Origin of the sequence: Shewanella sp. 10N.286.48.B5 (genome assembly GCF_002874355.2) — a bacterium.
Taxonomy (GTDB): Bacteria; Pseudomonadota; Gammaproteobacteria; order Enterobacterales; family Shewanellaceae; genus Shewanella.
The window spans coordinates 1,357,167-1,382,237 of sequence record NZ_MCVG02000001.1 but is presented as its reverse complement, the minus strand read 5'-3'; the positions used below and the strand labels follow the sequence as shown (position 1 = coordinate 1,382,237).

The 25,071-nt window shown below is 39.9% G+C and carries 22 protein-coding genes, 1 tRNA gene and 3 pseudogenes; 4 read left to right on the top strand and 22 right to left on the bottom strand.

Translation table 11 applies throughout. From position 1 onward, the window contains the following. Positions 1 to 204: 204 nt before the first annotated feature. The 6 genes and pseudogenes from BCU57_RS05975 to BCU57_RS05950 all read right to left on the bottom strand — a co-directional run bounded on the left by BCU57_RS05975 (position 205) and on the right by BCU57_RS05950 (position 5,907). On the bottom strand, positions 205 to 645 hold the full coding sequence (locus BCU57_RS05975) for a molybdopterin cofactor-binding domain-containing protein (protein ID WP_157936417.1): 441 nt from the start codon (positions 643 to 645) through the stop codon (positions 205 to 207). 81 nt (positions 646 to 726) lie between these two features. Further along, positions 727 to 1,065, bottom strand: coding sequence for a hypothetical protein (locus BCU57_RS05970; RefSeq protein ID WP_102435798.1), 339 nt, complete (start codon positions 1,063 to 1,065; stop codon positions 727 to 729). Beyond that, complete coding sequence (locus BCU57_RS05965; protein ID WP_102435800.1) at positions 1,066 to 1,590, bottom strand: molybdopterin cofactor-binding domain-containing protein; 525 nt, start codon at positions 1,588 to 1,590, stop codon at positions 1,066 to 1,068. Further along, positions 1,590 to 2,056 (bottom strand): annotated as a pseudogene (locus BCU57_RS05960) ((2Fe-2S)-binding protein). Before BCU57_RS05960 ends, BCU57_RS05965 begins: the two are co-directional and overlap by 1 nt. A gap of 527 nt (positions 2,057 to 2,583) precedes the next feature. Next, entirely contained in the window at positions 2,584 to 3,477 is an 894-nt protein-coding gene (locus BCU57_RS05955; protein ID WP_102435802.1) for a hypothetical protein, read from the bottom strand. Positions 3,478 to 3,891: 414 nt separating this feature from the next. Then, entirely contained in the window at positions 3,892 to 5,907 is a 2,016-nt protein-coding gene (locus BCU57_RS05950; protein WP_102435804.1) for an FAD-dependent oxidoreductase, read from the bottom strand. A gap of 163 nt (positions 5,908 to 6,070) precedes the next feature. On the opposite strand from BCU57_RS05950, the gene sppA reads away from it, so the two are divergent. Further along, entirely contained in the window at positions 6,071 to 7,912 is a 1,842-nt protein-coding gene (gene sppA, locus BCU57_RS05945) for a signal peptide peptidase SppA (RefSeq protein ID WP_102435806.1), read from the top strand. Between the two features lie 162 nt (positions 7,913 to 8,074). Beyond that, positions 8,075 to 9,085, top strand: a complete 1,011-nt coding sequence (gene ansA, locus BCU57_RS05940; protein WP_102435808.1) for an asparaginase — start codon at positions 8,075 to 8,077, stop codon at positions 9,083 to 9,085. Positions 9,086 to 9,191: 106 nt separating this feature from the next. Here the strand turns inward: ansA and BCU57_RS05935 are convergent, their stop codons facing one another. The 7 genes and pseudogenes from BCU57_RS05935 to BCU57_RS05905 all read right to left on the bottom strand — a co-directional run bounded on the left by BCU57_RS05935 (position 9,192) and on the right by BCU57_RS05905 (position 14,265). Beyond that, entirely contained in the window at positions 9,192 to 9,473 is a 282-nt protein-coding gene (locus BCU57_RS05935; RefSeq protein ID WP_102436222.1) for a YeaC family protein, read from the bottom strand. Then, a complete protein-coding gene (locus BCU57_RS05930; protein ID WP_076536453.1) occupies positions 9,470 to 9,787 on the bottom strand; it encodes a zinc ribbon domain-containing protein in 318 nt (105 codons plus the stop codon). Before BCU57_RS05930 ends, BCU57_RS05935 begins: the two co-directional genes overlap by 4 nt. Before the next feature lie 8 nt (positions 9,788 to 9,795). Next, positions 9,796 to 10,926 carry a M14-type cytosolic carboxypeptidase gene (locus BCU57_RS05925; protein WP_102436220.1) on the bottom strand — a complete coding sequence of 377 codons (1,131 nt, stop codon included), beginning with the start codon at positions 10,924 to 10,926 and terminating at the stop codon, positions 9,796 to 9,798. Between the two features lie 209 nt (positions 10,927 to 11,135). Beyond that, positions 11,136 to 11,900, bottom strand: a complete 765-nt coding sequence (locus BCU57_RS05920; RefSeq protein ID WP_102436218.1) for a response regulator transcription factor — start codon at positions 11,898 to 11,900, stop codon at positions 11,136 to 11,138. A 206-nt stretch (positions 11,901 to 12,106) separates the two neighbouring features. Further along, a pseudogene (locus tag BCU57_RS05915) lies at positions 12,107 to 12,376 on the bottom strand (DUF885 family protein); the annotation flags it as partial. Between the two features lie 113 nt (positions 12,377 to 12,489). Further along, on the bottom strand, positions 12,490 to 12,837 hold the full coding sequence (locus tag BCU57_RS05910; RefSeq protein WP_102436214.1) for a hypothetical protein: 348 nt from the start codon (positions 12,835 to 12,837) through the stop codon (positions 12,490 to 12,492). A gap of 429 nt (positions 12,838 to 13,266) precedes the next feature. Further along, positions 13,267 to 14,265: pseudogene (locus BCU57_RS05905) on the bottom strand (transposase). A gap of 267 nt (positions 14,266 to 14,532) precedes the next feature. Here BCU57_RS05905 and BCU57_RS05900 point away from each other — a divergent pair. Both BCU57_RS05900 and BCU57_RS05895 read left to right on the top strand, forming a co-directional pair. Further along, positions 14,533 to 16,416, top strand: a complete 1,884-nt coding sequence (locus BCU57_RS05900; RefSeq protein ID WP_102436212.1) for a DUF294 nucleotidyltransferase-like domain-containing protein — start codon at positions 14,533 to 14,535, stop codon at positions 16,414 to 16,416. A gap of 3 nt (positions 16,417 to 16,419) precedes the next feature. Beyond that, the gene (locus BCU57_RS05895) at positions 16,420 to 17,136 is read left to right on the top strand and encodes a 3'-5' exonuclease (RefSeq protein WP_102436210.1); all 717 of its coding nucleotides are present in this window, start codon (positions 16,420 to 16,422) and stop codon (positions 17,134 to 17,136) included. A gap of 70 nt (positions 17,137 to 17,206) precedes the next feature. Here BCU57_RS05895 and BCU57_RS05890 read toward each other — a convergent pair whose 3' ends face one another. The 9 genes from BCU57_RS05890 to BCU57_RS05850 all read right to left on the bottom strand — a co-directional run bounded on the left by BCU57_RS05890 (position 17,207) and on the right by BCU57_RS05850 (position 24,874). Continuing rightward, positions 17,207 to 18,793, bottom strand: coding sequence for a BCCT family transporter (locus BCU57_RS05890; protein WP_102436208.1), 1,587 nt, complete (start codon positions 18,791 to 18,793; stop codon positions 17,207 to 17,209). A gap of 432 nt (positions 18,794 to 19,225) precedes the next feature. After that, positions 19,226 to 19,441, bottom strand: a complete 216-nt coding sequence (locus BCU57_RS05885) for a hypothetical protein (RefSeq protein WP_102436206.1) — start codon at positions 19,439 to 19,441, stop codon at positions 19,226 to 19,228. Positions 19,442 to 19,535: 94 nt separating this feature from the next. Then, on the bottom strand, positions 19,536 to 20,105 hold the full coding sequence (locus BCU57_RS05880) for a hypothetical protein (protein ID WP_303503452.1): 570 nt from the start codon (positions 20,103 to 20,105) through the stop codon (positions 19,536 to 19,538). A gap of 95 nt (positions 20,106 to 20,200) precedes the next feature. Next, positions 20,201 to 20,386 (bottom strand): DUF3465 domain-containing protein, encoded by a 186-nt coding sequence (locus BCU57_RS05875; RefSeq protein ID WP_413211405.1) that lies wholly within the window; start codon positions 20,384 to 20,386, stop codon positions 20,201 to 20,203. 20 nt (positions 20,387 to 20,406) lie between these two features. After that, entirely contained in the window at positions 20,407 to 20,607 is a 201-nt protein-coding gene (locus BCU57_RS05870; RefSeq protein WP_413211404.1) for a DUF3465 domain-containing protein, read from the bottom strand. A 44-nt stretch (positions 20,608 to 20,651) separates the two neighbouring features. Then, entirely contained in the window at positions 20,652 to 20,825 is a 174-nt protein-coding gene (locus BCU57_RS05865) for a hypothetical protein (protein WP_157936433.1), read from the bottom strand. 419 nt (positions 20,826 to 21,244) lie between these two features. Further along, positions 21,245 to 21,332: transfer RNA gene (locus tag BCU57_RS05860), tRNA-Ser, on the bottom strand. A 236-nt stretch (positions 21,333 to 21,568) separates the two neighbouring features. Then, a complete protein-coding gene (locus BCU57_RS05855; protein WP_102438165.1) occupies positions 21,569 to 22,201 on the bottom strand; it encodes a YchE family NAAT transporter in 633 nt (210 codons plus the stop codon). Positions 22,202 to 22,813: 612 nt separating this feature from the next. Then, a complete protein-coding gene (locus BCU57_RS05850; protein ID WP_102438144.1) occupies positions 22,814 to 24,874 on the bottom strand; it encodes an alpha/beta hydrolase family protein in 2,061 nt (686 codons plus the stop codon). Between the last annotated feature and the right edge of the window lie 197 nt (positions 24,875 to 25,071).

The window sequence follows — 25,071 nt, the reverse complement described above, 5'->3', positions numbered from 1 at the left end:
AGTATCAGGAGGTGCTAAGGCATTGATATTTTAGGTAAAGAAATTAGCTGACGATGCTAAGGGATCTATGCGGCTAGTAAAAAATGTAACTGCTCTGCACACATCGAAAAAGCGTAAGATCTTACGCCGATATTTACACTATAAAGGTATCACTCGGGCTTGTTCAACACTTGGGATAAGGCCGCGGCTACGCGCGGCCTATCCTTATCTGTTATCGTCCAACGCTCCCTGATAATATTGAGCGCTGATAGCATGATAATAATCATTTTGAATGTCATCTTCTCGACTCCAAACCACCTTCACTGGCTGCCCAGCAGCTTTCGCTAATATAGCTGCTTCAACAAGGTAATCAGCCTTTGCTTTACGGCCAAATGCGCCACCGAGTAAAGTCACATTGACCAATACTTGGTCTTTATCGAGCCCTAATGCCTTAGCTACCTTGTCACGCGCACGTTGCGGCGACTGAGTACAGTCCCATATTTTACAACGACCATCACCATGGAACATCGCAGTTGCTGCTGGCGGCTCCATTGGCGCATGAGCTAAATAAGGGACGGTATAAACAGCGTTGACTTGTTTTACATGTTGTTTAAACGCATTGCCAATGTCACCTTCATCTCGACAAATTTTACCCGGTTGTTGCACTAACGATTGGCGCTTAGCTAAATATTCAGCAGATTGATGCGCTAGGTTCTTACCATAATCCCAACTAATTTCCAGTTGTTCTCAACCTTTTATCGCAATGAAAGTATTGGTGGCTAGCACAGCAACACCTGCTAATGGGTGAAAGTTCACAGCCCCTGGCGTTAAGCCTATTTCAACAACCTGTTTAACCCCTGTAATTTTTCTCGTTAAACTTGCATCAAAGGATTTCACTTTACCGCCAATAACAGGGCAACGCGAAATACTAGCAATAAGCATATTGGGTATTTGAATATCTTGGCCGAACGTAGTAGTGCCATTAATGATATCTGGTAAGTCTATACTGGCTAGCTTTTTGCCAATGTAATTAAATTCTGATTTATCTTTTAAACGCAGAGTATCAAGGGATGGGGGAGTCATCATTTAAGCGAGCTCTGCTAGCTGCCCATAGGATAAGCTTTTACCGGTTATTTGATGACTGACCTGATGATTAAGTGCCAAACACTCATCAATCGAGACCGGCCAAAAATTGGCTGCAGCTTGCCTTAACATGTATCGAGCAGAAGCCCCTATTTGTCTTAGTTGTAAAAAAGCTTTACGAATAGATGAAGAACCATCGGTATTTTGGCTACCATAAGCATTATTCCCCATGCCTTGAACAACATTCACCAATGACCAATCAGCCTCTAATTCATCGGCTATAATTTGTGGAATACTGGTACGGACTCCTTGTCCCATTTCAGAACGATGACAAATAATATCAATGTGATTATTAGCATGAATAGTGATAAATACATTCAACGCATTATGTTTAGCGGTGTCAGCCATAGCGATATGACCAAAGGTTAAAGTAGTGGCTAAAACAAAACCACCAGAAGCCAGGCCTAAGCCTTTTAAAAATGAACGGCGACTGACATTTTCAATGATGGGTTTATCTATAACATCCATTACTTTTCTCCTACATCGTTCGAAGCTGTATTGATAGCAGACTTAATACGTTTATATGTGCCGCAGCGACAAAGGTTGCCAGACATTGCAATTTATTCTCCTCATCATTAGGACTTTTATTGTTGCCAATTAAGGCAATTGCCGACATTATCTGTTCTGATTGGCAATAACCACATTGAGGCACATTTTCAGTTATCCAAGCTTGCTTTACAGCTATCGCATTTGATAAGTTATTCTCTACGCCTTCAATCGTGGTAATTTTCGCTGTCGTAGTGGCAGAAATAGGAAGCGAACAGGAACGCACTGGTTTTCCATTTAAATGTACAGTACAAGCCCCACAAAGCCCCTTACCACAACCAAACTTAGTACCAGTCATATGTAGAACATCACGTAATACCCATAACAACGGAGTATCGGCCTCAACATCTACCTGATGTTGTTGATCATTAATATCAATAGTTAACATGCTCACCTTCTAGATATAAAATGCTATGGGCTGTTCTTATGTGTTATGTCATGACGTAGTTACCGTCTTTTTCATTAAAATGACTGCCCATAAAAAGTCATCTAAATACACTATTTTGACTCAACTAGAAAATGGTAGATTAGCAATCTATTATCAAGCCTAGTGTCTACTTAGACGCATAATGAAAGTATTTAGAACGAGTAATAATTAGCCGCACATAATCATATACAATACTTACAACTTAAATATGAATCAACACCTCACTATTAATACTGACTAAAAATCAAATACCCTTAGTGACTTCAGGAATGGATAAAGACTCGTGAGCTATGACTAATGAACCATGACTATTGGGTCAAGGGGATTGATGGGTACAGGTTATAAACGGAAAAAAGGAGCAACAAGTGCTCCTCTACTTATCATGACTGGATTGATTTATTGAAGGGACTAAAACAGTGGCATTCTCAATTGATAAGCTACTGTCACTCCCTCATTTACTGCTAATGTATTTTTTGACTCAATAACAACTAGGTACCAATTGCGATTGGTTTTGCTATTTTGCATGCAGGTAATTCGAAATCAACTTTTGCAATGCTGACATTACTGTCGATGATGCCCTGCCCAGCTACAATGTTCACATTACATTTACCTTCGTCATGACCACCAAAGCTAATTTTCTTAGTCGCGTTATTACCTCCCTTAAAGGCATTTAGATTAACGGTACTATTTTTTTTCATACCTATTTGAATATTTTCACCTTCGTGAACTAGAAGGTATTTAGAAATTATTGAAGAAGAGCTGAAGGTATTCCCGGCGATATAAATATCTTGAGGTCCATACGCATGTACATCCCGTTTACAGCTTTTATTGGTATCTCCTGAAGACGCGTAGCTTGTGTCAGCACGCCTTTCATTACTGCCTTCGTAAAAATACGTCCAGCTTTTAAAAGTATCACTCGCTAGTTTTTGTGACACTCGCTTATGACCCTCAGTTCCAGCAAAAGAAATATAAGGATACGCTTTAGACACGCTATCACTCATATCAAAAGTATTATTGTATATTTTCACATTCTTTGTAAATTGCTCAAAATGAAGCGAATTTGAACCTGATGCGGCATTATCAGTCATCCCTGCAAAGGTATTTCCTGAAATTTTAAACCCTTTAGCTTGAACACCGGCAATATGAAATTTAGTCGTTTTTTCAAAAGTATCATTTCGAAAAACAGAATCGCTCATATCAACAGATTCGGTATAACGTCGACCCACTTTTTTTCCATCAACTTTTGATTCATTTCTTCCATCATTGCCTGCATCGAGCGTAATACCTACTGAGTAACCTTTCTTAAATAGGCTATGCTCAACTAGCACTTTGTCGATTGAGGTGACTAAAATACCATTACGCTTTTCTGTATTACGATTCAAAAAGTAGTCAATACCATTGACTTTTTGTTCATATTTAACATGTCACCTTTATATTTCAATTTGCCAATGGTCAAAAAAAATGATAAACAATGCAATAAAAACTTGTTTAATAGGATTAACGATACAATTAAACTATTTAGTGACTAAGTGAAGAAATTGCTAATGGACAAACATATAACCTGTTACTGAAACCCTGCTCGTTTACTTAAGATTTAGTGAGTCTGGATTAAAAATAGAAAAATGTCATAGTGGTTATGAAAACGATATTGGCAATAAATCTACCAGTAAATGAATCTATTTTTGACTTAGTTCTTCAAGCAATGTGCTAACCACACCAAACATAAAAAAACCTAACGCAAAGGTTAGGTTTTCATATTTAATTGACGGTTTAACTGTCTTATTTAATATCGCCCGTTAAATTGCCATGGCCAGTTCAGCGCCTTGTCTAATCGCACGTTTGGCATCTAATTCAGCAGCAACATCGACACCACCAATTAAATGAACAGGCAAGCCTGTTGCTTTCATTTCATCGACTAGAGTGCGGTTAGATTCTTGGCCAGCACATAACACGACGTTATCGACAGCGAGAATTTCTGACTGTTCACCGACTTTAATATGTAAACCTTGGTCGTCAAACTTTTCATAACTGACGCCAGTTTTCATGTTTACTTGATGTTGTTTCAATACACTACGATGGATCCAGCCGGTAGTTTTACCTAAACCTTTACCCATTTTTGTAGTTTTACGTTGCAGTAAATACACATCACGACCAGGGTTGTGCTCTGATTCGTCAGTTAAACCGCCAGCATGTTGATAGCTTTTATCAATACCCCATTGCTTTAACCACTTTTCAGGCTGTAATGTTGATGATTCCTTCTCGCACAGGAAATGCGCCATATCAAAACCAATACCGCCAGCACCGATTAACGCAACTTTATCACCAATCTCTACTTCACCTTTTAGCACTTGCTGATAATCAACCACTTTAGGATCATCAAATCCCGGTAAGGATAACGCCCGTGGGACAACCCCAGAGGCAATAATCACTTCATCAAACTTTTCAGTGGCTAATACTGCTGCATCTAAACGGGTGTTTAATCGTAATTCGACATTATGCAGCTTCATTTGATTTTTGAAATAACGAATGGTTTCGTGAAACTCTTCTTTACCTGGAATTTTACGCGCTAAGTTAAATTGGCCGCCCACTTCGTCTTTAGCTTCAAACAATACTACTTCATGGCCACGTGAAGCGGCATATACAGAAAACGCCATTCCAGCAGGGCCTGCGCCCATAACCGCAAGACGTTTTTTACCTGTGGTTGGGGTAAAATTAATCTCAGTTTCATAACATGCACGTGGATTAACTAAACAGGTAGCACGTTTCATTGAGAAGGTATGATCTAAACACGCTTGGTTACAACCAATACAGGTATTGATTAATTCACTTTGATCAGCTGCCGCTTTATTAACAAATTCAGCATCGGCTAAGAAAGGCCGCGCCATTGATACCATGTCAGCCTGACCCGATGCGATAATTGATTCACCAATTTCAGGGGTATTAATACGGTTAGTCGCAATTAATGGCACATTAACTTCTGATTTGAGTTTTTCAGTCACCCATGCAAAAGCGCCGCGCGGCACACTGGTGGCAATGGTAGGTACACGTGCTTCATGCCAACCGATGCCGGTATTGATGATGCTCACACCAGCACTTTCTAGCCATTTAGCCAGTTGCACTACTTCATCCCAGCTTGAGCCATTGTCGACTAAATCAAGCATAGAAAGCCTGAATATTATGATAAAATCGCTACCGACTTTGGCACGAATAGCATTAACAATTTCAACGGGGAATTTAGCACGCTGAGTAAAGTCACCGCCCCACTCGTCGGTACGTTTATTGGTACGCGAACTGATAAACTGATTAATTAAATAGCCTTCTGAGCCCATTACTTCAACACCGTCATAGCCCGCTTTTTTTGCAAGCGCAGCGCTAGATGCATAATCTTTAATGGTATTACGCACTTGTCTTGATGACATTGCTGACGGCGTAAAAGGGGTAATAGGTGATTTTATTTTGCTTGGCGCTAATGAAAATGGATGGTAGCTATAACGGCCTGCATGTAGAATTTGCATACAGATTTTGCCATCCGCTTCATGGACGGCATCGGTAACAATTTTATGTTTGCTTACTTGCCAAGGAAAACTTAATTGGCATGCATGAGGCGCTAGCCGACCTCTGAAATTTGGCGCTATGCCACCGGTGACAATTAAGCCACAGCCACCTGCTGCACGTTCTTTATAAAATGCAGCTAGTTTCTCAAATCCGCCCTTTTCTTCTTCTAGCCCCGTATGCATTGAACCCATCAATACACGGTTTTTTAACTTGGTGAAGCCTAGATCTAAGGGTTCTAATAAATGTGGAAACGACATTCAAACATCCTTTTTAAACAAGTGATTTAAACTAGCATACAACGACATAATCATAAGCTCAATCATTTAGCGTAGCTATTGTTAAAAACCGTTACAATTCAATTTCCCAAAATCACTCAAGATCAGTTAGCATTACAGCATTAGAATGTTACAGGAGTGGCTAATGTCCGCTAAACCCTCATTAATTAAGAGATTCTTTGGATTTATTTGGAAAACCATCAACGGTATTCGTAAATTAATCCTCAATATCATTTTCTTCGGCATCATTGCCATGATCATTATGGCTATGACATCTGAAGAAGAAATCACCATTGAAGATCAATCTGCCTTAGTCTTAAACCTATCTGGCAGCATTGTGGATCAAAAACGTCATGTTGACCCGATTGAAGCGATATTTAAACAAAGTAACACTGATGATCCGGAAGCAGAAATACTTTTAGCCGACATTCTTTACGTCATTGAAAATGCCACTCATGACAAACGTATTAATAGCATCGTATTGAAAATGGGCAATTTACGTAGTGGTGGGATCAGTAAAATGACCGCCATTGGTGATGCCTTAAACAAGTTTAAAGAAGCGGGTAAAACCGTGGTTGCTGTTGGCAATTCATACGAGCAAAATCAATACTTCCTGGCAAGTTATGCGAATACCATTTATCTCAACCATAAAGGTGGCGTGTCACTTGAAGGCCTTAGCAGCTACCGTATGTTCTTTAAAACCGCACTTGAGAAAATGAACATCAGCACCCATGTATTTAGAGTCGGCACTTTCAAATCAGCGGTCGAACCCTTTATCCGTGATGATATGTCAGCGCCGGCAAAAGAAGCCAGCAACGCCCTGCTTACTGACTTATGGCAAAACTTTGAAACAACCATTGCCACTAACCGTCAAATTGCGACCGAGAATATCGTATTAAACCCACAAACCTACCTAGCGGAACTTGATAGTGTTAACGGTGACTCAGCTCAATTAGCGATAAAAATGAATTGGGTTGATGAATTAGTCTCAGATGAGTCATTTAGACTCGCCATGCTTAAAACCGTAGGTCAAGAAGCCAATGGCGACTCATACAAGCAAATCTCTTTTTCTAAATATTTTAATTTAGTACAGCCAATTCCTTCACTGATAGAACAAGAATCTGTCGGCATTGTGGTCGCCAAAGGTAATATCCTCAATGGCAAACAACAAGCGGGACAAATTGGTGGCGAGAGCACTTCAGCACTATTAAAGAAAGCTCGCTTTGATAACAAAGTTAAAGCAGTCGTGCTACGTGTCGACACCCCAGGTGGGAGTGCATTTGCTTCTGAAAAAATTAGACAAGAAGTCATTGCCCTTAAACAGGCTGGTAAACCCGTAGTGGTCAGTATGGGTAGCCTAGCGGCATCTGGCGGTTATTGGATTTCAGCAAGTGCAGATTACATTTATGCCACTCCAACTACCCTCACTGGTTCTATCGGGATCTTTGGCATGTTTGCCACCTTTGAAAAAGTCTTGTCCAATTGGGGCATTAACTCAGATGGTGTGTCGACCTCGAAATGGGCTGGTATTTCGGCGACCCGTGAGTTAGACCCAAATATTTCTGCTGTCATACAACGCCATATTGAACACGGCTATCATGAATTTATCTCGTTAGTTGCCACTGAACGAAACATGTCGTTAGAACAAGTAGACCGCATTGCCCAAGGCCGTGTTTGGTCTGGCACCCGCGCCGTTGAACTGGGGTTGGTTGACGAACTTGGCGATATGGATAGCGCCATTGCTAAAGCGGCTGAAATGGCTGAAATGGTAAAGTTTGATACTAAAGTCATCGAGCAAGAGCTCACAACCGAGCAAATCTTCATGCAAAAAATGCTCGCATCTGCTGCAACATATTTACCTGTAGCAACCACACAGTCACCTATGGTTGAACAATTTATGGGTCAATGGCGCACTGTTGTTGAACAAATGACTCAGTTTGATGATCCCAATGGCCTATACATGTATTGCGAACTCTGCGATTACTAAGCTATTGTGATTGTTTAATCTTGTTAGGCATGAAGTCAGAATAAGATCAAATTAAATTATCTTCAAAAAAGCCCGTTATTCGGGCTTTTTTATTGGGTTTTATTCAGCTCAAGCCGTATAATTTGCAGATTATATAATTTAAGTGGTTGAGAATTCATTACAATGACAAAACGCTCCATATACGTTGCCTATACTGGCGGTACGATTGGTATGCGCAAAACCGATGATGGCTTTGCACCTGTGGCAGGATTTTTAACTGATTGTGTAAAGTCCATGCCAGAGTTTTACCATGAAGAAATGCCAACCTTTGTCATTAATGAATATTCACCATTGATTGATTCTTCAAACATGGCACCACCTGATTGGCAGCGCATCGCCAATGACATCAAAGCCAATTACCATAACTACGACGGCTTTGTGATCTTGCATGGCACTGACACCATGGCATACACGGCTTCTGCCTTGTCATTCATGTTACAAGGGCTATCCAAGCCTGTTATCGTAACCGGTTCGCAAATCCCATTAGCTCAGCTGCGCTCAGATGGGCAAACTAACCTGCTTAATTCACTGTATATTGCGGCGAATTATCCCGTCGCTGAAGTGTGTTTATTCTTTAATAATAAGTTGTTTAGGGGCAACCGCTCAACCAAAGCCCATGCTGATGGTTTTGATGCTTTCGCGTCACCTAACTTTCCTATATTGTTAGAAGCTGGGATTAAAATTAATTTACGTGCAGGTAAGATCACCGAGCCCACCACTAAGCCCTTAGAGGTGATTAACATCAGCCCGCAACCTGTAGGCGTGATCACCTTATACCCAGGTATTTCAACTGAGATTTTTAACAACATCTTAATGCAGCCAGTAAAAGCACTTATCTTACTGACCTTTGGTGTTGGGAATGCGCCTCAAGATAAAGCCTTATTAGATACCCTTAAACAAGCTGATGAACGTGGCATTGTAATTGTTAATCTAACCCAGTGTTTTCAAGGAAAGGTGAACATGGGGGGTTATGCGACGGGTAATGCATTAGCCAAAGCTGGAGTGATTAGCGGCTCAGATATGACCATTGAAGCAGCATTGGCTAAATTACATTATTTACTATCAAAAAATTTAACTTCAAATGAAGTAAAAATCGCAATGCAGCAAAACTTACTGGGTGAGCTAACTGAATAAATTTTTGAAAATAAATATGTAATGTACTTTAGACAATAAAAAGCCGCATCTTTGATGCGGCTTTTTATTGCTGAAATAAATTCACTAGAGATAACTAAAAATCAGTTTATAGTTCTGGCTCTTTAAATTCTGCGATAGCTTCACCGCGAAATTGTTTTTTTAACTGTGATTTAGACAGCTCGTTTATCTCGCCACCAGCAGCAATTGTAAAATGATCAGTTTGAGTTAACTTACGCGCTTGATACAACATCACTACCTGTAACGTTGACTCTTTTTGCTCGCTAGATAGCACTGTGCCATCTTCCCATTTACCCGTTTCTGCCGCTGCGCGTAAACGTTGATAAACCTCATCAGGCATTTCATCTATGACTTTATTAATATCATTCATACACTTTTCCGCTTATGGATTAGACTTCTGACTCGAGTAATAATGTAGCCAACAAAGCCAAAAGCAAAACAACTACCTGCAATATATGCATCCGTTCCAGTGGCAACTTCGCCGCCCCAAAAACCATATACTGCACCTGCAATAAATAGCGTTAGAAACAACATCATTTGATTCATTAATTTATTAGACTTCTGAATGTGTGAAATTGTTCTTTTTGAATCACTATCGCCATCAGCAGAAGCCTTACAGTATTGGCACTGTTTTGCTTTGCTCGAAATTCGCTTTTGACACACAGGACATTCGATTAACGCCATAAAACTGCCTATTCTGTTAAATTATCAACCACAGCCAACATCGCAACTAGTGATGCTTCACCTAAATATTCACAGCGCGCCGGTGACCACCCAACCACAGGATCGGCTAAGTTGTCATTGTCTTTAAATGGCATTTCTAAGGTATTCGCTAGACATTTGAATGTGTTGCCGACCCAGTTAGAACCAACGGTTAAGTTCGCTTTTCCTGGCTCATCTTTGTCATAACCATATTTAGTTTGGAAATCAGCACTTGCCATACTTAACGCTGCAAGGAACTGTTCTTGTAACTTGGCCATATGTGGAGTGTAATTTGGTGCGCCTTCACAGCCAGCAACAAACACGTAAGGTAAGCCTTCATCACCATGAACATCATAGAATAAATCTACACCAGTCTCTTTCATCTTATTGGTAACATAATAAACCTCAGGGCTTCGCTCTAAACTAGGCGACTCCCACTCACGATTTAAGTTAGTTCCAACAGCATTCGTACGTAAATGGCCTCTGACGCTTCCGTCAGGATTCATGTTTGGCACGATATAGAAATTAGCTTTATCCAATAGCAGTTTCGAGGTTGGACAATCACTGTCTAATAATTGGTTTAGCAGGCCTTCAATTAACCATTCAGCCATGGTTTCACCAGGGTGCTGCCTTGCGGTAATCCAAATATTTTTCTTTGAAGGATCGTTATCACCAATAGTTAGCAGGCTCATATCACGACCATCAAGGGTTAAACCTAAATTTTCTAGTTTAACTGATGGGTGAAGTTGTACTGAGCTAATCAGATCTAAGTGACGTTCGTAACTGTAAGGCGCAAAGTAAGCAATTTGAATGGCATCGCAATCTAAATCAACTTGGATTGATAATTTACCATCTTGATATGTTGTCGGTAATCGGAACCAATGCTGGCGATCGTAACTAGCAACGGCTTGATAATTTTCCCAACCTTTCGGGTAAGAGGCACTGCCTGCGTTAACGATATTCAATGTGTAAGTTTGACCAATTTGACCTTCCATACGGAAGTTAAACCATTGGTAAAACTCTCCACCTTCATCAGGTCTAATGGCGAGTTGAATGTCATCGTGCTTGTCTAAACTAATGGTCTCAATGTTGCCGCCATCAAAATTCGCGCTAATACGCATAGGACTTCCTTTATGTAAGGTTATAATCGACGTTATCCCTGCATCTTATCAAAAGCCGTTACGCAATAAAATCAAATCCACAGCATCTGCTCTACATCTATTCAATATGGTGACTTAATTTTCTGCTGATGAGGGTTATTAATACCAATACAATAAAAAGCCCCTGTAAGATCACATTAGCTAGGTGTTAACGGATACGTTAAATGAGATTAGCTAAATAATGGACTAAAGCAATAGCCCTTACCTCTAACCGTATTGATGAGTTCTCTTGGTAGACTTTCTTTGGCCATTTTTCTACGGGTATTACTGATGTGCATATCAAGGTTACGGTCAAACTCGCCTAACTCTTTATGCAACACACGCATTTGCAATTCTGATTTAGTGACGATTTCTCCTTTACGCTGAAACAAATATTTGAACAAACGATACTCTGTTTGAGTAAGATTTAATTGCTGACCATTAAATGTTACCGCGTTAATATCATCATCAAACTCCACATTGGCACTTTGTTCAATATGTTGTTTTTCGGTAGTATGCTCTATTTGCCCACTGGTTAACTGTGATTCGATAACAGCAAAATCAATATTGGCAACATGAGTCATTGAATCGTGAGTTTGCTTTGTTGTGCGTCGATTAAGCACATTCACACGCAGTAAAAGCTCTTTCACATTAATAGGCTCAGGTAAATAATCATCAGCGCCCAGTTCAAATGCAGCAATACGTTCATCGACACTGGCATTGTTGGTAATAACAATCACGGGTGTTTGACAATGCTTACCCATGAGTAACCAAAAAGCATCCATTTGTGTTACTGAAGAGTCCAGTAAAATCACTTCAAACTGATTACTTTCCATTGCAACTAAGGCATTAAAGCCGTTATCAACAATGGTAATAACATAGCCTAAAAGTTGTAATTGCTGACATAAGGGCAAGCTTTTTTTTAGCTGCAGGTCAATGAGGAGGATCTTTTTCATGACGACTTAATCTAAATGGTAACTATTACCATTTAGATTAGCACTGTCATGATCAAAATACTATATGTGGAGTGTAAAGCTTCTGCACGGTTGTTGAACCTAGCTCACAAAAATGAAAAAAGACCTGATTATTCAGGCCTTTTTTAGGTATTACTAATGCAGATTTGCTTAATAAAGCAACTTACATTGATGGCTTATTGCCATAATTAGTTAACCATTAATTGCTTAATATATTTTACTGGTGCACTGCCATAACTTAAAAATTGTTCATGGAAGCTCTTTAAATCGAAGTCTTCACCCTGTGTTTGTTTTAGTTCTTCACGTAAATCATAAATTTCACGATAGCCAGAGTAGTAACTGGTTAGTTGCACTTGGCTTAATGTTGCCCTGCGCCACTTTCCTTCTGCTTCAGCTTGCTGCTGGAACGCCTCGTTAGTCATTAACTCAATGGCTTGTTCTTCTGTCATGCCGTTAACGCTGCGTTAAGGGGTGAGTGCCGCCTAAACCAACTTTCCGCAGACCAATTTCACCACAAAAATCACCGCATACCAAAAATGCCACGCGGCAAGAATCCCTCTTAAACGCTTTGCTATGCGCATCTTCCACGATTGATTTCCGCTATCGCAGAGCGCAGATTATTTACTTTGAACTCTGTAAGTAACACGGTGATGAAAGAGAACATTGCTATTGAAATAAGTGCAGCGTTTGTAAATTTTAAATCATTGTCCGCTAAAACACCGAATAGGCCAAAAAATAGTAAAATAAAAGCCATTATCGCTTGAATCGAGTCATTCGTTTTCACCTTGTATTCATCGGCGGCAATATCTTTCACTATTGAAACTGGATTGGACAGCCCGTCAAGTGTAACCAAAACTTTTCCTTTTCTGACTTTGGCTTTAAAACCGATATCTTGTAATGAGTTTACTAAATCATCCATAATAATTACCTATCATTTCTACAAACGCATAACGCCCTGCTAATAAGTGGACCATATGCTGGCGGGCTATTTGCTCAGCAATGGCGTGACAACCTTGGTGAACCTGGATTTAGCAGCTTGTTAGTAGCTGACAGAATAACTTTATGCGCCAGCCATCTTTACTAAAAAAAAATAAAACGAAACAAACTAGACAGCCAATGTAAATCAATAACATAACGACCTTTTTAACTATGTACAAGTGAACATGCTTGATTAAGTAGCCCGCGGCGTTTGGTTGTGGGCTTGGAAGGTTGATAATGATGATATTTGAGTGTTTTCGGCTTAATTTACCGTTTTTAAGCCGTCACTTTGCAACCATGCAAGGATGATGGTTATTGAGTGTTTAACTTTGGTGATATTAGTTATATTGAACCTATTTAACGTGCCTGCTTACTGAAAATACTGGCAGCTTGTAGCAAAGTGCCGTCGCCGTTTTTGTAAATGCTCACAGTATTGTGTTAGCTCTTGCAGTGAGCCCACAGGGCCATGAAATAGCTGACCAAATTCGGTGGTGATTTTAAGCCAGTTTTGTTGTGGAATATTAAGCCTGGTGAGTAACTTCGCTCTGCTTTGACTGATTGCGCCGCGTTTATCATCACGAATAATGCGCCCTGTATCATCCACTAGTTCAAGGTAATCCTTTAATGAAAATGCAATGCCTTTGGGTTGGTTAGCACGTTCATTACCAATAAATGGCAACAAGGTTTTAGGCTGCTCACCTTTTATTGCCGCTTTTACTCGTTGTTGGATACTGGTGTAGTCTGATTGCTCTGGTGTGGCGGCCATATTGGCGCGTATAGGGTTTAAGTCCACATAGGCCATACTGGCTAAAACTGCCGCTTCATCTAAAAGCGCTTGAGATTTAAACCTGCCCTCCCAAAATCGACCCGAGCAGTTATCCTCTTGATTGGCTTGTCTGGCTATCGGTTCATTCAAGCAGCGCATAAACCAAAAGATGTCACATAAGCGGCTACGGTAAATAGCGATGCTGTGCTTTTACCTTACTACCTCGTGAGGTTCAATGAGCTGACCTTTAGCAAATTTTTGGGTTAACCCATCGCCTTTAAACAACTTATGCCATTACATCACCACATCGCGGTCACTCCAGTTATTTACTGTTTCAATATCAATGTGTAACACCACATGCAGATGATTAGACATCACCGCATAAGCCGCCACATCAATGGCAAACACATCTGTCAGTTAAAGAATGAGTGATTCAACCCAGCCACGTCTGTGGTCATAGTTGTTACCTGTGTATTTATCATCACCACATACTCTTTACTCTAAAAGAATGCACGGCCAACCACACGGCTGCAACAATGGCAATAAGGGTTATCTCGTTGGTAATAGTTCTAGGCTAATTTGGCTTCTACGAGGGCGCGGCATCTATTTTACCCACCATTAAAAAGACCTAGAGGTGGTTTTTAGCCGCTAATGAGCAAAGACATAAAATCGACTGTATGACCATGACTAAGCTTTTACAACAGACTTGATTGAATGGTTAAAGATTAACGATATTTCGCTGCTATTATTTTAAAACGATGAAAATATTTAGATATTAATACCAGTCTGCGACCCACCAAGCTGCAGATCACCTATATATGCCATATACTAGTTAACATCTATTCAAATCCCCCTAATATCGAGCGAATAATGGAAGTCGAGCTACTTGAAATTCGTAACTTCATCCGCCAGTACCCACCTTTTGATCAATTGCCAGAAGAGGCATTAATCGAAGTATCACAAAGTGTCGAGATATCCTATAGTCGTGCTAACAGTATGATCATTGATTTTAATGATAAAATACACGAACTTTATATGATCCGCAGTGGTGTCGTGGAGGTTTACCGACGTTCAGGGGAACTGTATAACCGCCTTGATCAAGGAGGCTTATTCGGCCAAATGGGGCTACTGACCAATAATAAAGTACGCTTACCTGCAAAATCCCTCAAAGACTCCCTACTCTACTGTATTCCTGAAAGTATTTTTGAAGACTTTTGCGAGCGCTATGACGCCTTTGCTGACTTTGTTGAGGTCGAAGGTAGCATTCGTTTACAGCAAGCGGTTGAGGACAATAGCGACGATGCTAACTCACTCACTACTTCGAAGGTTAAAACGCTACTGAGTCGCGAACCTGTGATGCTACCCATTACTACCACCATTCAAAACGTGGCTAAAACCATGTCTGAAGAGCATGTATCAGCGGCCATTATTAACGACCCCAATCTTGCCGATGAAGGTGGTAATAGCTTTGTGGGAATCATCACTGAGCGAGATCTATGTGCAAAGGTGCTCGCCCAAGGGTTAGATGTAGAAACCCAAGTTGCAGAGGTCATGTCCACCGAGCTTATCTCTTTAGATCATAACGCCTATATTTTTGAAGCCATGCTGCTGATGCTCAGGTATAACGTTCATCACTTACCGATATTAAAAAACAAACAACCTATTGGTTTAATTGAAGTCAGTGACATTATTCGCTATGAATCCCAAAACAGCTTATTGATTGTTAGCAGTATTTTTCAGCAAAACAGTATTGATGACTTAATTATCTTGTCACATCAGCTTAAAGATTGTTTTGTGCGTATGGTCAACGAAGATGCAAACTCACACATGGTGGGTCGCGCCATGTCTGAAATTGGTAGAAGTTTTAAGCAGCGTTTACTGGAGTTGGCTGAAGAAAGATTAGGACCGCCACCCGTGCCCTATTGTTTTTTAGCATTAGGCTCTATGGCTCGTGATGAGCAACTTATTGTAACGGATCAAGATAATGCGATTATTTTAGATAATCAATATCAAGAATCACTTCATGGTGAATACTTTAAGCAATTAGCCACCTATGTATGTGATGGTTTAGCTGCCTGTGGCTACACTTATTGCACCGGTGACATAATGGCAACAAATCCAGAGTATCGAAAAACCCAATCCCAATGGGAAGAGTGTTTTGCCGACTGGATTGATAATCCAAAGCCTCAAGCACTATTAAACTGCTCAATCTTTTTTGATCTTTATGGGGTATACGGTAGACCCAAATGGGCTGAACAGCTCAACGCCTTTATACTCAGAAAAGCAAAAAAGAATAATCGCTTTTTAGCCTGCCTTGCAAGAAACGCCATTAATCGCACCCCACCACTGGGCTTTTTTAAAGACTTTGTCATGGAAAAAGACGGTCGCCATAACAACTCAATTAATTTAAAGCGCCGTGGCACCGCGCCATTAGCTGATCTTATCCGTGTCCACGCCCTCGCCATTGGCTCACAATCGCAAAATTCATTTGATCGCTTAGAAGACATTATCGAAGCCGGAATTTTACCGCCGTCAAAAGGTAAAGATTTACAGCATGCAATGGAGTTTATCTCTTTAGTTCGCATTCGCCATCAAGCATTAGATATTCAATCGGATCAAGAAGCCGATAATAATATTGAACCTGAAAACATGTCTGATTTTGAAAGACGTAATTTAAAAGATGCTTTTTTGGTACTAAGCAGTGCGCAAAACTTTTTAAAGTTCCGCTACAGTGCTAGCAGCATGCAAGGATAATTAATGCGACTTTTTACAAACCAAGAAATTTTAAACTGGAAAGCTTTTTTGCAAATCAAAGCCAAAGAAAGTAAAGATAGCAGATTAAAAAAATTCTATAATGCCAGCACTTACCACGAAGAAATCAAACTGAAAGATATTGAATTTGTCGCTGTAGATTTCGAAACAACTGGCTTAGATGCCAACCAAAACAGCATTATTAGTATAGGTTTGGTGCCGTTTACCTTAGATCGCATCGCCTGTCGAAAGGCGAAACATTGGTTTATCTCACCAGAAGATAAACTCAAAGAAGACTCCATCATCATCCATGGTATTACCCATTCAGACTTAAAAGGCGCACCTGATTTACTCCGAATTTTAGAACAACTATTAGATGAGTTGGCAGGCAAAATTGTGGTAGTGCATTATCGCAGAATAGAACGAGATTTTTTTGACGCCGCACTTCGCAGTTTAATAAACGAAGGGATTGTATTCCCTGTAGTTGATACCATGCAGCTCGAAGCTAATATTCAACAGGCAAAACCCCGAAGCTTTTTAGATTGGCTGAGAAACACTCGCCCAGCATCAATTCGACTTGCTAATAGTCGTAGCCGATACAATCTACCCACCTATCCACCACACGATGCATTAACCGATGCCATCGCAACCGCTGAATTACTGCAAGCTCAAATTCAGTACCACTTTAGCCCAGACACACCGATAAAAAAGCTATGGGTATAGATCGAATAAGCCCAGTTTCACTTGAATAATGACAAGTGAAACTGGGCTTTGGTTTTGATTTAGGTTTAGGTTAGCTCCTTAACCCAGGCCTTTTTTCAGTTCGCAGACCCATAATCAAACTGACACACATCACCAATAAAATAATGGTAAATGGTAAAGCCGTTGAAATCGCACCAGCCTGCAATGCTTCAATGGCTTGGGTGCCACCAACCCAAAGTAGACCCGCAGCAATCGCACCTTCAATAAAGGCCCAGAATACACGCTGAGGAACGGGCGCATCGACTTTACCGCCTGATGTGATGCTATCAATCACCAGTGAACCAGAATCTGATGAGGTTACAAAGAATACGAGTACCAATACAACGGCCAATAACGATAATATATTGCCCATTGGCAATGCATCAAACATCTCAAACATCGCTAAAGGCACTTCTGTTAAGCCTTTCTCACCTAAGGTACCAATCTTGTTGACCACTTGATCAATCGCAACGCCACCGAATACTGACATCCACAAGGTTGTCACCACTGTAGGTACAATCAATACAGCCATCATAAATTCACGGATGGTACGGCCACGGGAAATACGCGCTATAAACATACCTACAAAAGGAGACCATGATATCCACCAAGACCAATAAAACACGGTCCAACCATGCATCCAAGCTTCGTCATCACGACCCATTGGGTTACTTAAAGGAATGATATTTTCAATGTAGCCCATTACGGTCATGGGAATGGTACCCATAGAAACCGCAAAACTCACTAATATAACAAATAACATTAATGCCAGCGCCAACAACATATTGACATTACTGATAACTTTTACACCACCGTCAATACCGCGAACCACAGAAACCACAGCAATTAACGTCACTATCACGATAATGCCGACTTGCAGCATTAAGCCATTATCCATACCAAATACATGGTGAAAACCACTGGCAGCCTGTTGAGCCCCAAGGCCGAGGGATGTCGCCAGACCAAATAAAGTGGCAAGTACCGCTAAAATGTCAACAACGTGGCCTGGCCAACCCCAAGTTCTATCGCCCAATATTGGGTAAAAAACTGAACGCATTGAAAGCGGTAAGCCTTTATTATAAGCGAAAAAAGCAAGTGATAGTGATACTACACCGTAAATGGCCCATGGATGTAAGCCCCAATGGAACATGGTGGCACCCAGTGCTAACTTCGCAGCTTCAGGTGTGTTTGGCTCGACATTAAGTGGTGTTTCATACCAGCCAGTGAAATAAGCTACAGGCTCTGCTACCCCCCAAAACATTAAACCAATGCCCATTCCCGCGGCAAATAGCATGGCTATCCATGACAACATTGAGTAATCGGCCTTGGCTTCATCACCACCTAAGCGAATTTTACCAAATGGCGAAATGATCATTGCCAAACAAAACAACACAAACAGATTGGCAGACCACATAAATAGGCCATCAAAAGTACCTATAATTTTCCATTTTATGCCATCTAATACAGATTTTGATGTTTCTGGTTCAACCAAGAGAATGGCGATTAAGAAGAGTCCAATTAAGGAGGCGCTGATCCCAAAAACAGGGTTGTGGACGTCAAAGCCCCACTTTTGAATGTTATCTTGTCCGACTGTGTAATCGGTATTGTCTATACTATATTTATCGTTATTGCTATTCATTAATCCTCATTTAGAACAAACTTCATTAGTACATGAAAGGTTATTTTACTTTATTTAGCGGCAACTTGCTGTCTATTCTGGCAAAAGCTGCCCTTGATGTGACCTGACACACTATGAGTTAAACGTTCTGGCTAAAATGTCTGCTAAGGTTTAGTCGGATTAGCAACTAAGTTTAAAGTCTAGTTAACTTTAGCGCATAAATGGCCAAGCATTTGAAATTCTGCTTTTAGGGGGATGAGGACTGATTAGCGGAATAACATTACCCTAGGCCAAAACTAAATAAATCAATAACTTAAAGTGCGATTATGGCGAACTGTAAAAAACATCACTTTAGTAAGAGTGCGCCATCTTGTTCCTAGATGGCTATTCTCTACATCATGAGTCTTTCACATCGATGAACTATCTATAAGCGAAGTGAAGTTACTATAAGCTTTATTCTTTATGCTGCAATCGCCAAGTTAAATAGCCATAAAAAATACCACCAATAGGAAAAGTAATTAAAGATAGAACAATGCCATCAAAAAAGTGTTCTTCTCCTGTTAAGTGCATAATCAACTGGAATAAAATCGCAGTTGAGATCCCCCAAAGCAAAATACCTTTGATTAAGATATGCTTTAATATGGCTGGCAATACTATTGTATCATTCATACTTCTTCCTTGAACTTAATCCCTTTTTCAGTGGTAATGTGAATCTGAGAGATAGTTAGTCCACATTACAACTAATGAAAAACTAAAGAATAATTTAAATAAAAGTAAATGATTGCATTAATTGGTTTACTTTATTTCTATTAACCTCATTCTCTTTATATTGGCATGTAAGGTTATAGGCTTTGTTTTCGTACTTATAAACTCTAGACTGAAGTAGTTTATTGTTATTTGTTAGCATATAAAACTCGTAACCGCTGACATTTTGATTGTAGATGTAGTCTTCTTTTGTGATGCTGCCACCAAAGCCTTTAAGCAAGTCCCTTCTAGCGACATCAATGACGTCATAGACACTTCCTAATACTTCTGCTTGTCCTTTATAATCAGAGATGATAACTGTACAAGTTAATTCAGGACTTCTTATAATGTAACTAGTTAGCTCTATTTTCCCTAATCCAGGTAAATTTACCTGTTTAAATTCTTCTTTAGGCTGATGCGGAAACTGAACTTGAAACTTATGCTCATCAGAATAAACCTCACTCCACGAAGGTTCGGATTTAGTATCTGTAGAAAAAAATGTTTTATAGCAAGCAAATCCAACAATTATTATAAAAATATATTTAAGCATTATCAGTCCTTTTGATAATTTATAACGTAAAAAAGGCATAATAATGCCTAACTATCTAATCATATTAAAATGCCAATAAATTTGATAGTAAAAAGTAGCTAACCATCTGGTTTATCGAGTTTTAAATAGAAAAATCACTTATAAAGTGTACCATCATACTTTAACGAACCTTCGGCGTGTCGCCCTGCAGGATCTGCATGGGTCCAATGGATCACCCCGCCTTTTTTGCTCCATTCATATTCACCATAAAATTCAACAAGGTCGCCAACACGCAAATTTGAAACTCTCGGGGCTAAATCAATATTGTGGGCTACCAGCAAGGTTAAGCCACTATTGAGTTTTAGAATGAATTTTTGATGCCTTGAGCCTTGAGCCTTGAGCCTTGATTATCATCAGCGAGAATATGAACCACTCGACCACTGTAGTTAACTTGAACATCGCCGCTTTTAGACTCATAAGCGCGATGAATGACAGTGTAATTTGCCCAGACGGGTAACACTCTTGTCAGCGCCAATAGGCAAGTAAATAGCCATTTCATCATTATTATCTATAAAAGTATTTGCTTTAAACGTTCAAGTGAATCATTTATTGGGTGTTTTTATCGTCGCCAAATACCTTACCCGTTTTAAGGCAATAGAGTGTTACAGCCGAAGTTGTAAACATAATCAGCCCACAAAAAGCCCATAAGTAATCACCACCTTGTATTCCTCCAACCAAACTGGTTAAGCCTACAATAACGATAAAAAATTGTGCGAACATATATTATCCCTTTAATAAAATGGCTAAATCCATTAAGCGCTGTTAAATCTCGTATGAAGCGCTAAATTATTTTAACTAAACCATTGAACTAATACAATAAATAAGTAGCAGATTTGAAAGGCATAATACTCGAATAAGCCACGCTGTGACTTATCAAATTCATATCGACGACACTAAATGTAGATGATAAAACAGTGTTAAGACTGACAAAGTCATGATGAGGAATAATTTTAAAATGACGATTAATTGCTGATGTCAGTATAAAAATACTAAGCATTAATAAAAATCCTAGGTTTTGATACTGAGTTTGCTAAAACAAATCAATTTTTGAAATTAAAGAATTACTTGAGGGTTTAATAAATAACTTAGAAGTTTAAATAATAACTTGGGGATTTAAATAAAAATAGCTTGGAGGAATTTGGCGGTGACGGAGAGATTCGAACTCTCGAAAGGTTGCCCTTTACACACTTTCCAGGCGTGCTCCTTCAGCCACTCGGACACGTCACCTAATTTGTTGCTGTCATTTTAACGTGTGAGTGGCACGGTTCTATTTATCTATACTGCTATAAGCTAACACTATTGAATATAAGGTAATTATGAAAAACCTTATGTTGTAGAACGAGCGGTACTTTACGCAAATGCGTATTTGAGGTCAAGCAGAAATCGATGTTTTACAAACTCTTGGACGTTTGCTGTTCAAATCGAGCAATTCCGTTGCTCGATTGATTAAATAAAGCACGTTATTAACTCATTAGCGTTGGGAATAAACCTTTAATACCGGCAGCTATCACTTCAATACCAATTGAAAGCATTAGCAGCCCCATTAAACGCGTGATGACGTTAATGCCTGTTGTACCCAGCAACTTAAAAATAATCGGTGCCATTCTGAACAAACCAAAACTCATTAAACCAAAAATAATCACCGTAATGGACATACCTATCATGTCCACCAAAGAGTTATTAGTAGAAGAAAATACAATAACTGAACTAATGGCGCCAGGACCAGCCATTAATGGCAATGCCAGTGGTACCACAGCAACCGACTCCATGCCTGATGCTTCACGGTCTTCTTCTTGGTTACGTTTCACTTGGCTCAATTTACCCTGCAGCATAGACATCGCGATGATGGCAATCAAACTGCCACCGGCAATTCTAAAGGCTGATAAAGAGATACTGAACATATTTAAAATATGCTCTCCAATAAAAATCGTGGTTAACAAAATAATCACCACGGCAAAGTTTGCCACTTTACCTGTATGGTTACGTTCTACCTCAGTTTGGTGACTGGTTAAGGTCACAAACACAGGCAATAAGCCCACAGGGTTGATAATTGCTATCAATCCTAAGAAAAACTTAACGTAAAGCATTAAATCCACGAGCTTACCCTCTATATCAATGGTTTTGTGGTCAAAAAAATAATCGCGCAACTCTACTGCTTTTTATGCATTTTACAAATGTATTTTCTTACAAATATGAGCTAGTTAATAATAAACCTAATCTGACCTTAATTTACTTTTACGACAATAGCTTTTCGGAGCCAATTAACAAAATTCAATGTCTACAAACACCACTTACGACATAAATGAAATTTAATGACATAATCGAGTAAAAAAGCGCTATAAATATTCATCATCAAGCTTTGTACTGTTACAATAAACCTCATTATTGAATGTTAGTTACTTAATCGGCGTTATTAACGACAGTAAGTAGATTGAAATCACTATGGGTAAACACTATGAGTAAACGTACTAGGATCTGTCATAAAAATGGTCATCGAAAAATGACGGGGTCACGCAGAAGATTAACTTACCTTGTATGTATTACTAAAACGGCTCAAAAGTGCCCATCTACAGAACTCAATATAGTCGATAAAACAAGCCTCGAAACTATCTAGCTGAAAAATTACCCATTTCAGAGTAATTAATTTTTCAGCCCATAAAAAAAGAGATGCTAAATAGCATCTCTTTTTTGTTCGCCTAACCGTAAAACTATTTGTTTTCAGTCCAGCGGTCCATCCAACCTAGTACGTTTTTGTACCACTGCTGTAGGTTATCTTGATTTAAGATCCAATGGTTCTCATCAGGGAACATTAATAGCTCTGATGGGATGTTATTGCGCTGCATGTATGTAAATGCCGCTAGTCCTTGCCCATAAGGCACGCGGTAGTCTTTCTCACCGTGGATCACTAACATTGGTGTGTTCCAGTTTTCAACATAGTTTACTGGATTGAACTTCTCATATAGTTCTTTATTTTCAGTGTATGTACCACCAAATTCATACTCAGGAAACCAAAGCTCTTCTGTTACGTGGTACATGCTACGCATATCAAATAAACCAGCGTGGTTTACAAGACACTTAAAGCCATCGCTCCAGTTACCTTGGATCCAGTTCATCATGTAGCCGCCATATGAGCCACCTAATGCACAGGCATTATCGGTATCTAGCCATTTTTGTTGCTGACCAACCGCTGCTAGGCCTTTTTGCAAGTCTTCAAGCGGTTTACCACCCCAATCTTGGGTGATTGAATCAGTAAAGGCTTGTCCATAACCGGTTGAGCCATGGAAGTCGACCATAACCACACCGTAACCTGCGCCAGCCCAAAGTTGTGCATTCCAGCGACCACTGAATGAGTTACCAAATGAACCTTGCGGGCCACCGTGAACTAAGTATGCGATTGGGTATTTCTTACCGGCTTCATAATTAGCAGGTTTAATCCAGTAACCGTGTACTGTCTCGTTATTCCAACCTTTGAAGTTAAATTGCTGGAACTCACCAAATTGAATTTCAGCTAATTTGTCTTCATTAACATTGGTTAAACGGGTGAGGTTTTCACCTTCAAGGCTAATTTTATATAAGTCGCCCGGCTCAACTAATGATTTGTTGCTGAAAATAAGCCCTGACTCTGTCACTGCGACAAGGTTGTTACTGCCATCATTGTATATCGGACGGACATCACCAAACTGAGTGTTAACTTCAAAGATGGTCACTTGACCTACATCTTGCGCCGTGACATAAAGCGTGCGGCCATCATCACTGAAGGTCAGTGAGCTTGGGCTGCGATCCCATAACGGTGCCACTTCTTTTTCTGCGCCAGTAACTGTGTCACGCAACATAATGCGGTAACGGTCAGCTTCAAATCCAGGCTTACTCATCGCAAGATAAGCCAGTTGACGACCATCTTTAGAATAAGTCGGTTGTGCATCCCATGCTTTATTATCTGGCGTTAGGTTTTCAGCCGTGCCACCAGCAACAGACACTTTCCATAGATCATAGTTGGTCGTCCATGCTTGATCTTTGCTTGGGGCTTTGGCGCTATAAACAATGTGTTTACCATCTGCGGTAAAGGTCACCTCTTCCATGCCTGAAAAAGGCTTTGGCGGGGTTTCAGTATCTAAACCTTGGGTAACATCAACAACATCTGTTACTGGCTTGCCATTTAGCTGACCGACAAACAAATGGTTACGGGCGTGATCTTCCCATGTATCCCAATGGCGAACCATGAGTTGTTTGTATTCACGACCCGTGGTCTTTTTGTTTTCTTCAGCCTCAATACGATCAACCGTACAAGCTAAGTCTTTACAGTCAGGAAATACGCGCATGTTCATGACAACTTGTTTGCCGTCATTTGATAACTTATAGCCATTGATATCCAATGGTAAGTCAGTCACTTGCATCGCTTCGCCACCAGTTAAGGCTAAGTTAAATAACTGACTAGAACCGTTACGCGCTGCTAAGAAGTAAATTGATTTACCATCAACACTAAAAGTTACGTCATGTTCAGTGCCTTTATGTGAGGTAATTTGAACTGGCTTAGCATTTTTATCACTCAGATCCAGTAAGTATAAATCAGAGCTGCTGTCGCCCTGCTCGTCAATTAACTTAACGGCATACACTAACTTGCTGCCATCATTTGATACAGCGGCAGAATGAAGCTTATTCAACTTTACAAGTTGTTGAACATTAAAGGGGGTTTTAGCAGGCTCTGCTGCTTGTACTGACAAGGCAAAGCCTGCAGTTGCAATAGCGAGTAAAATTGACGATTTTTTCATTTGATGAAGTTCTCTTTTTAATTTTTGTTGTGTTACCAATGTCTGTGTTATTTTTTAGTGCTACATCACAGCAAAATGATTAATCGATGAAATGCTGTTATCAAACAGTTTACAGACTGAAAGTACACTGTTTCAAAAATACCAATAATAAGTACTGATAGCACACTACCCAAACAAAAACGCTCAGGCAATAGGAT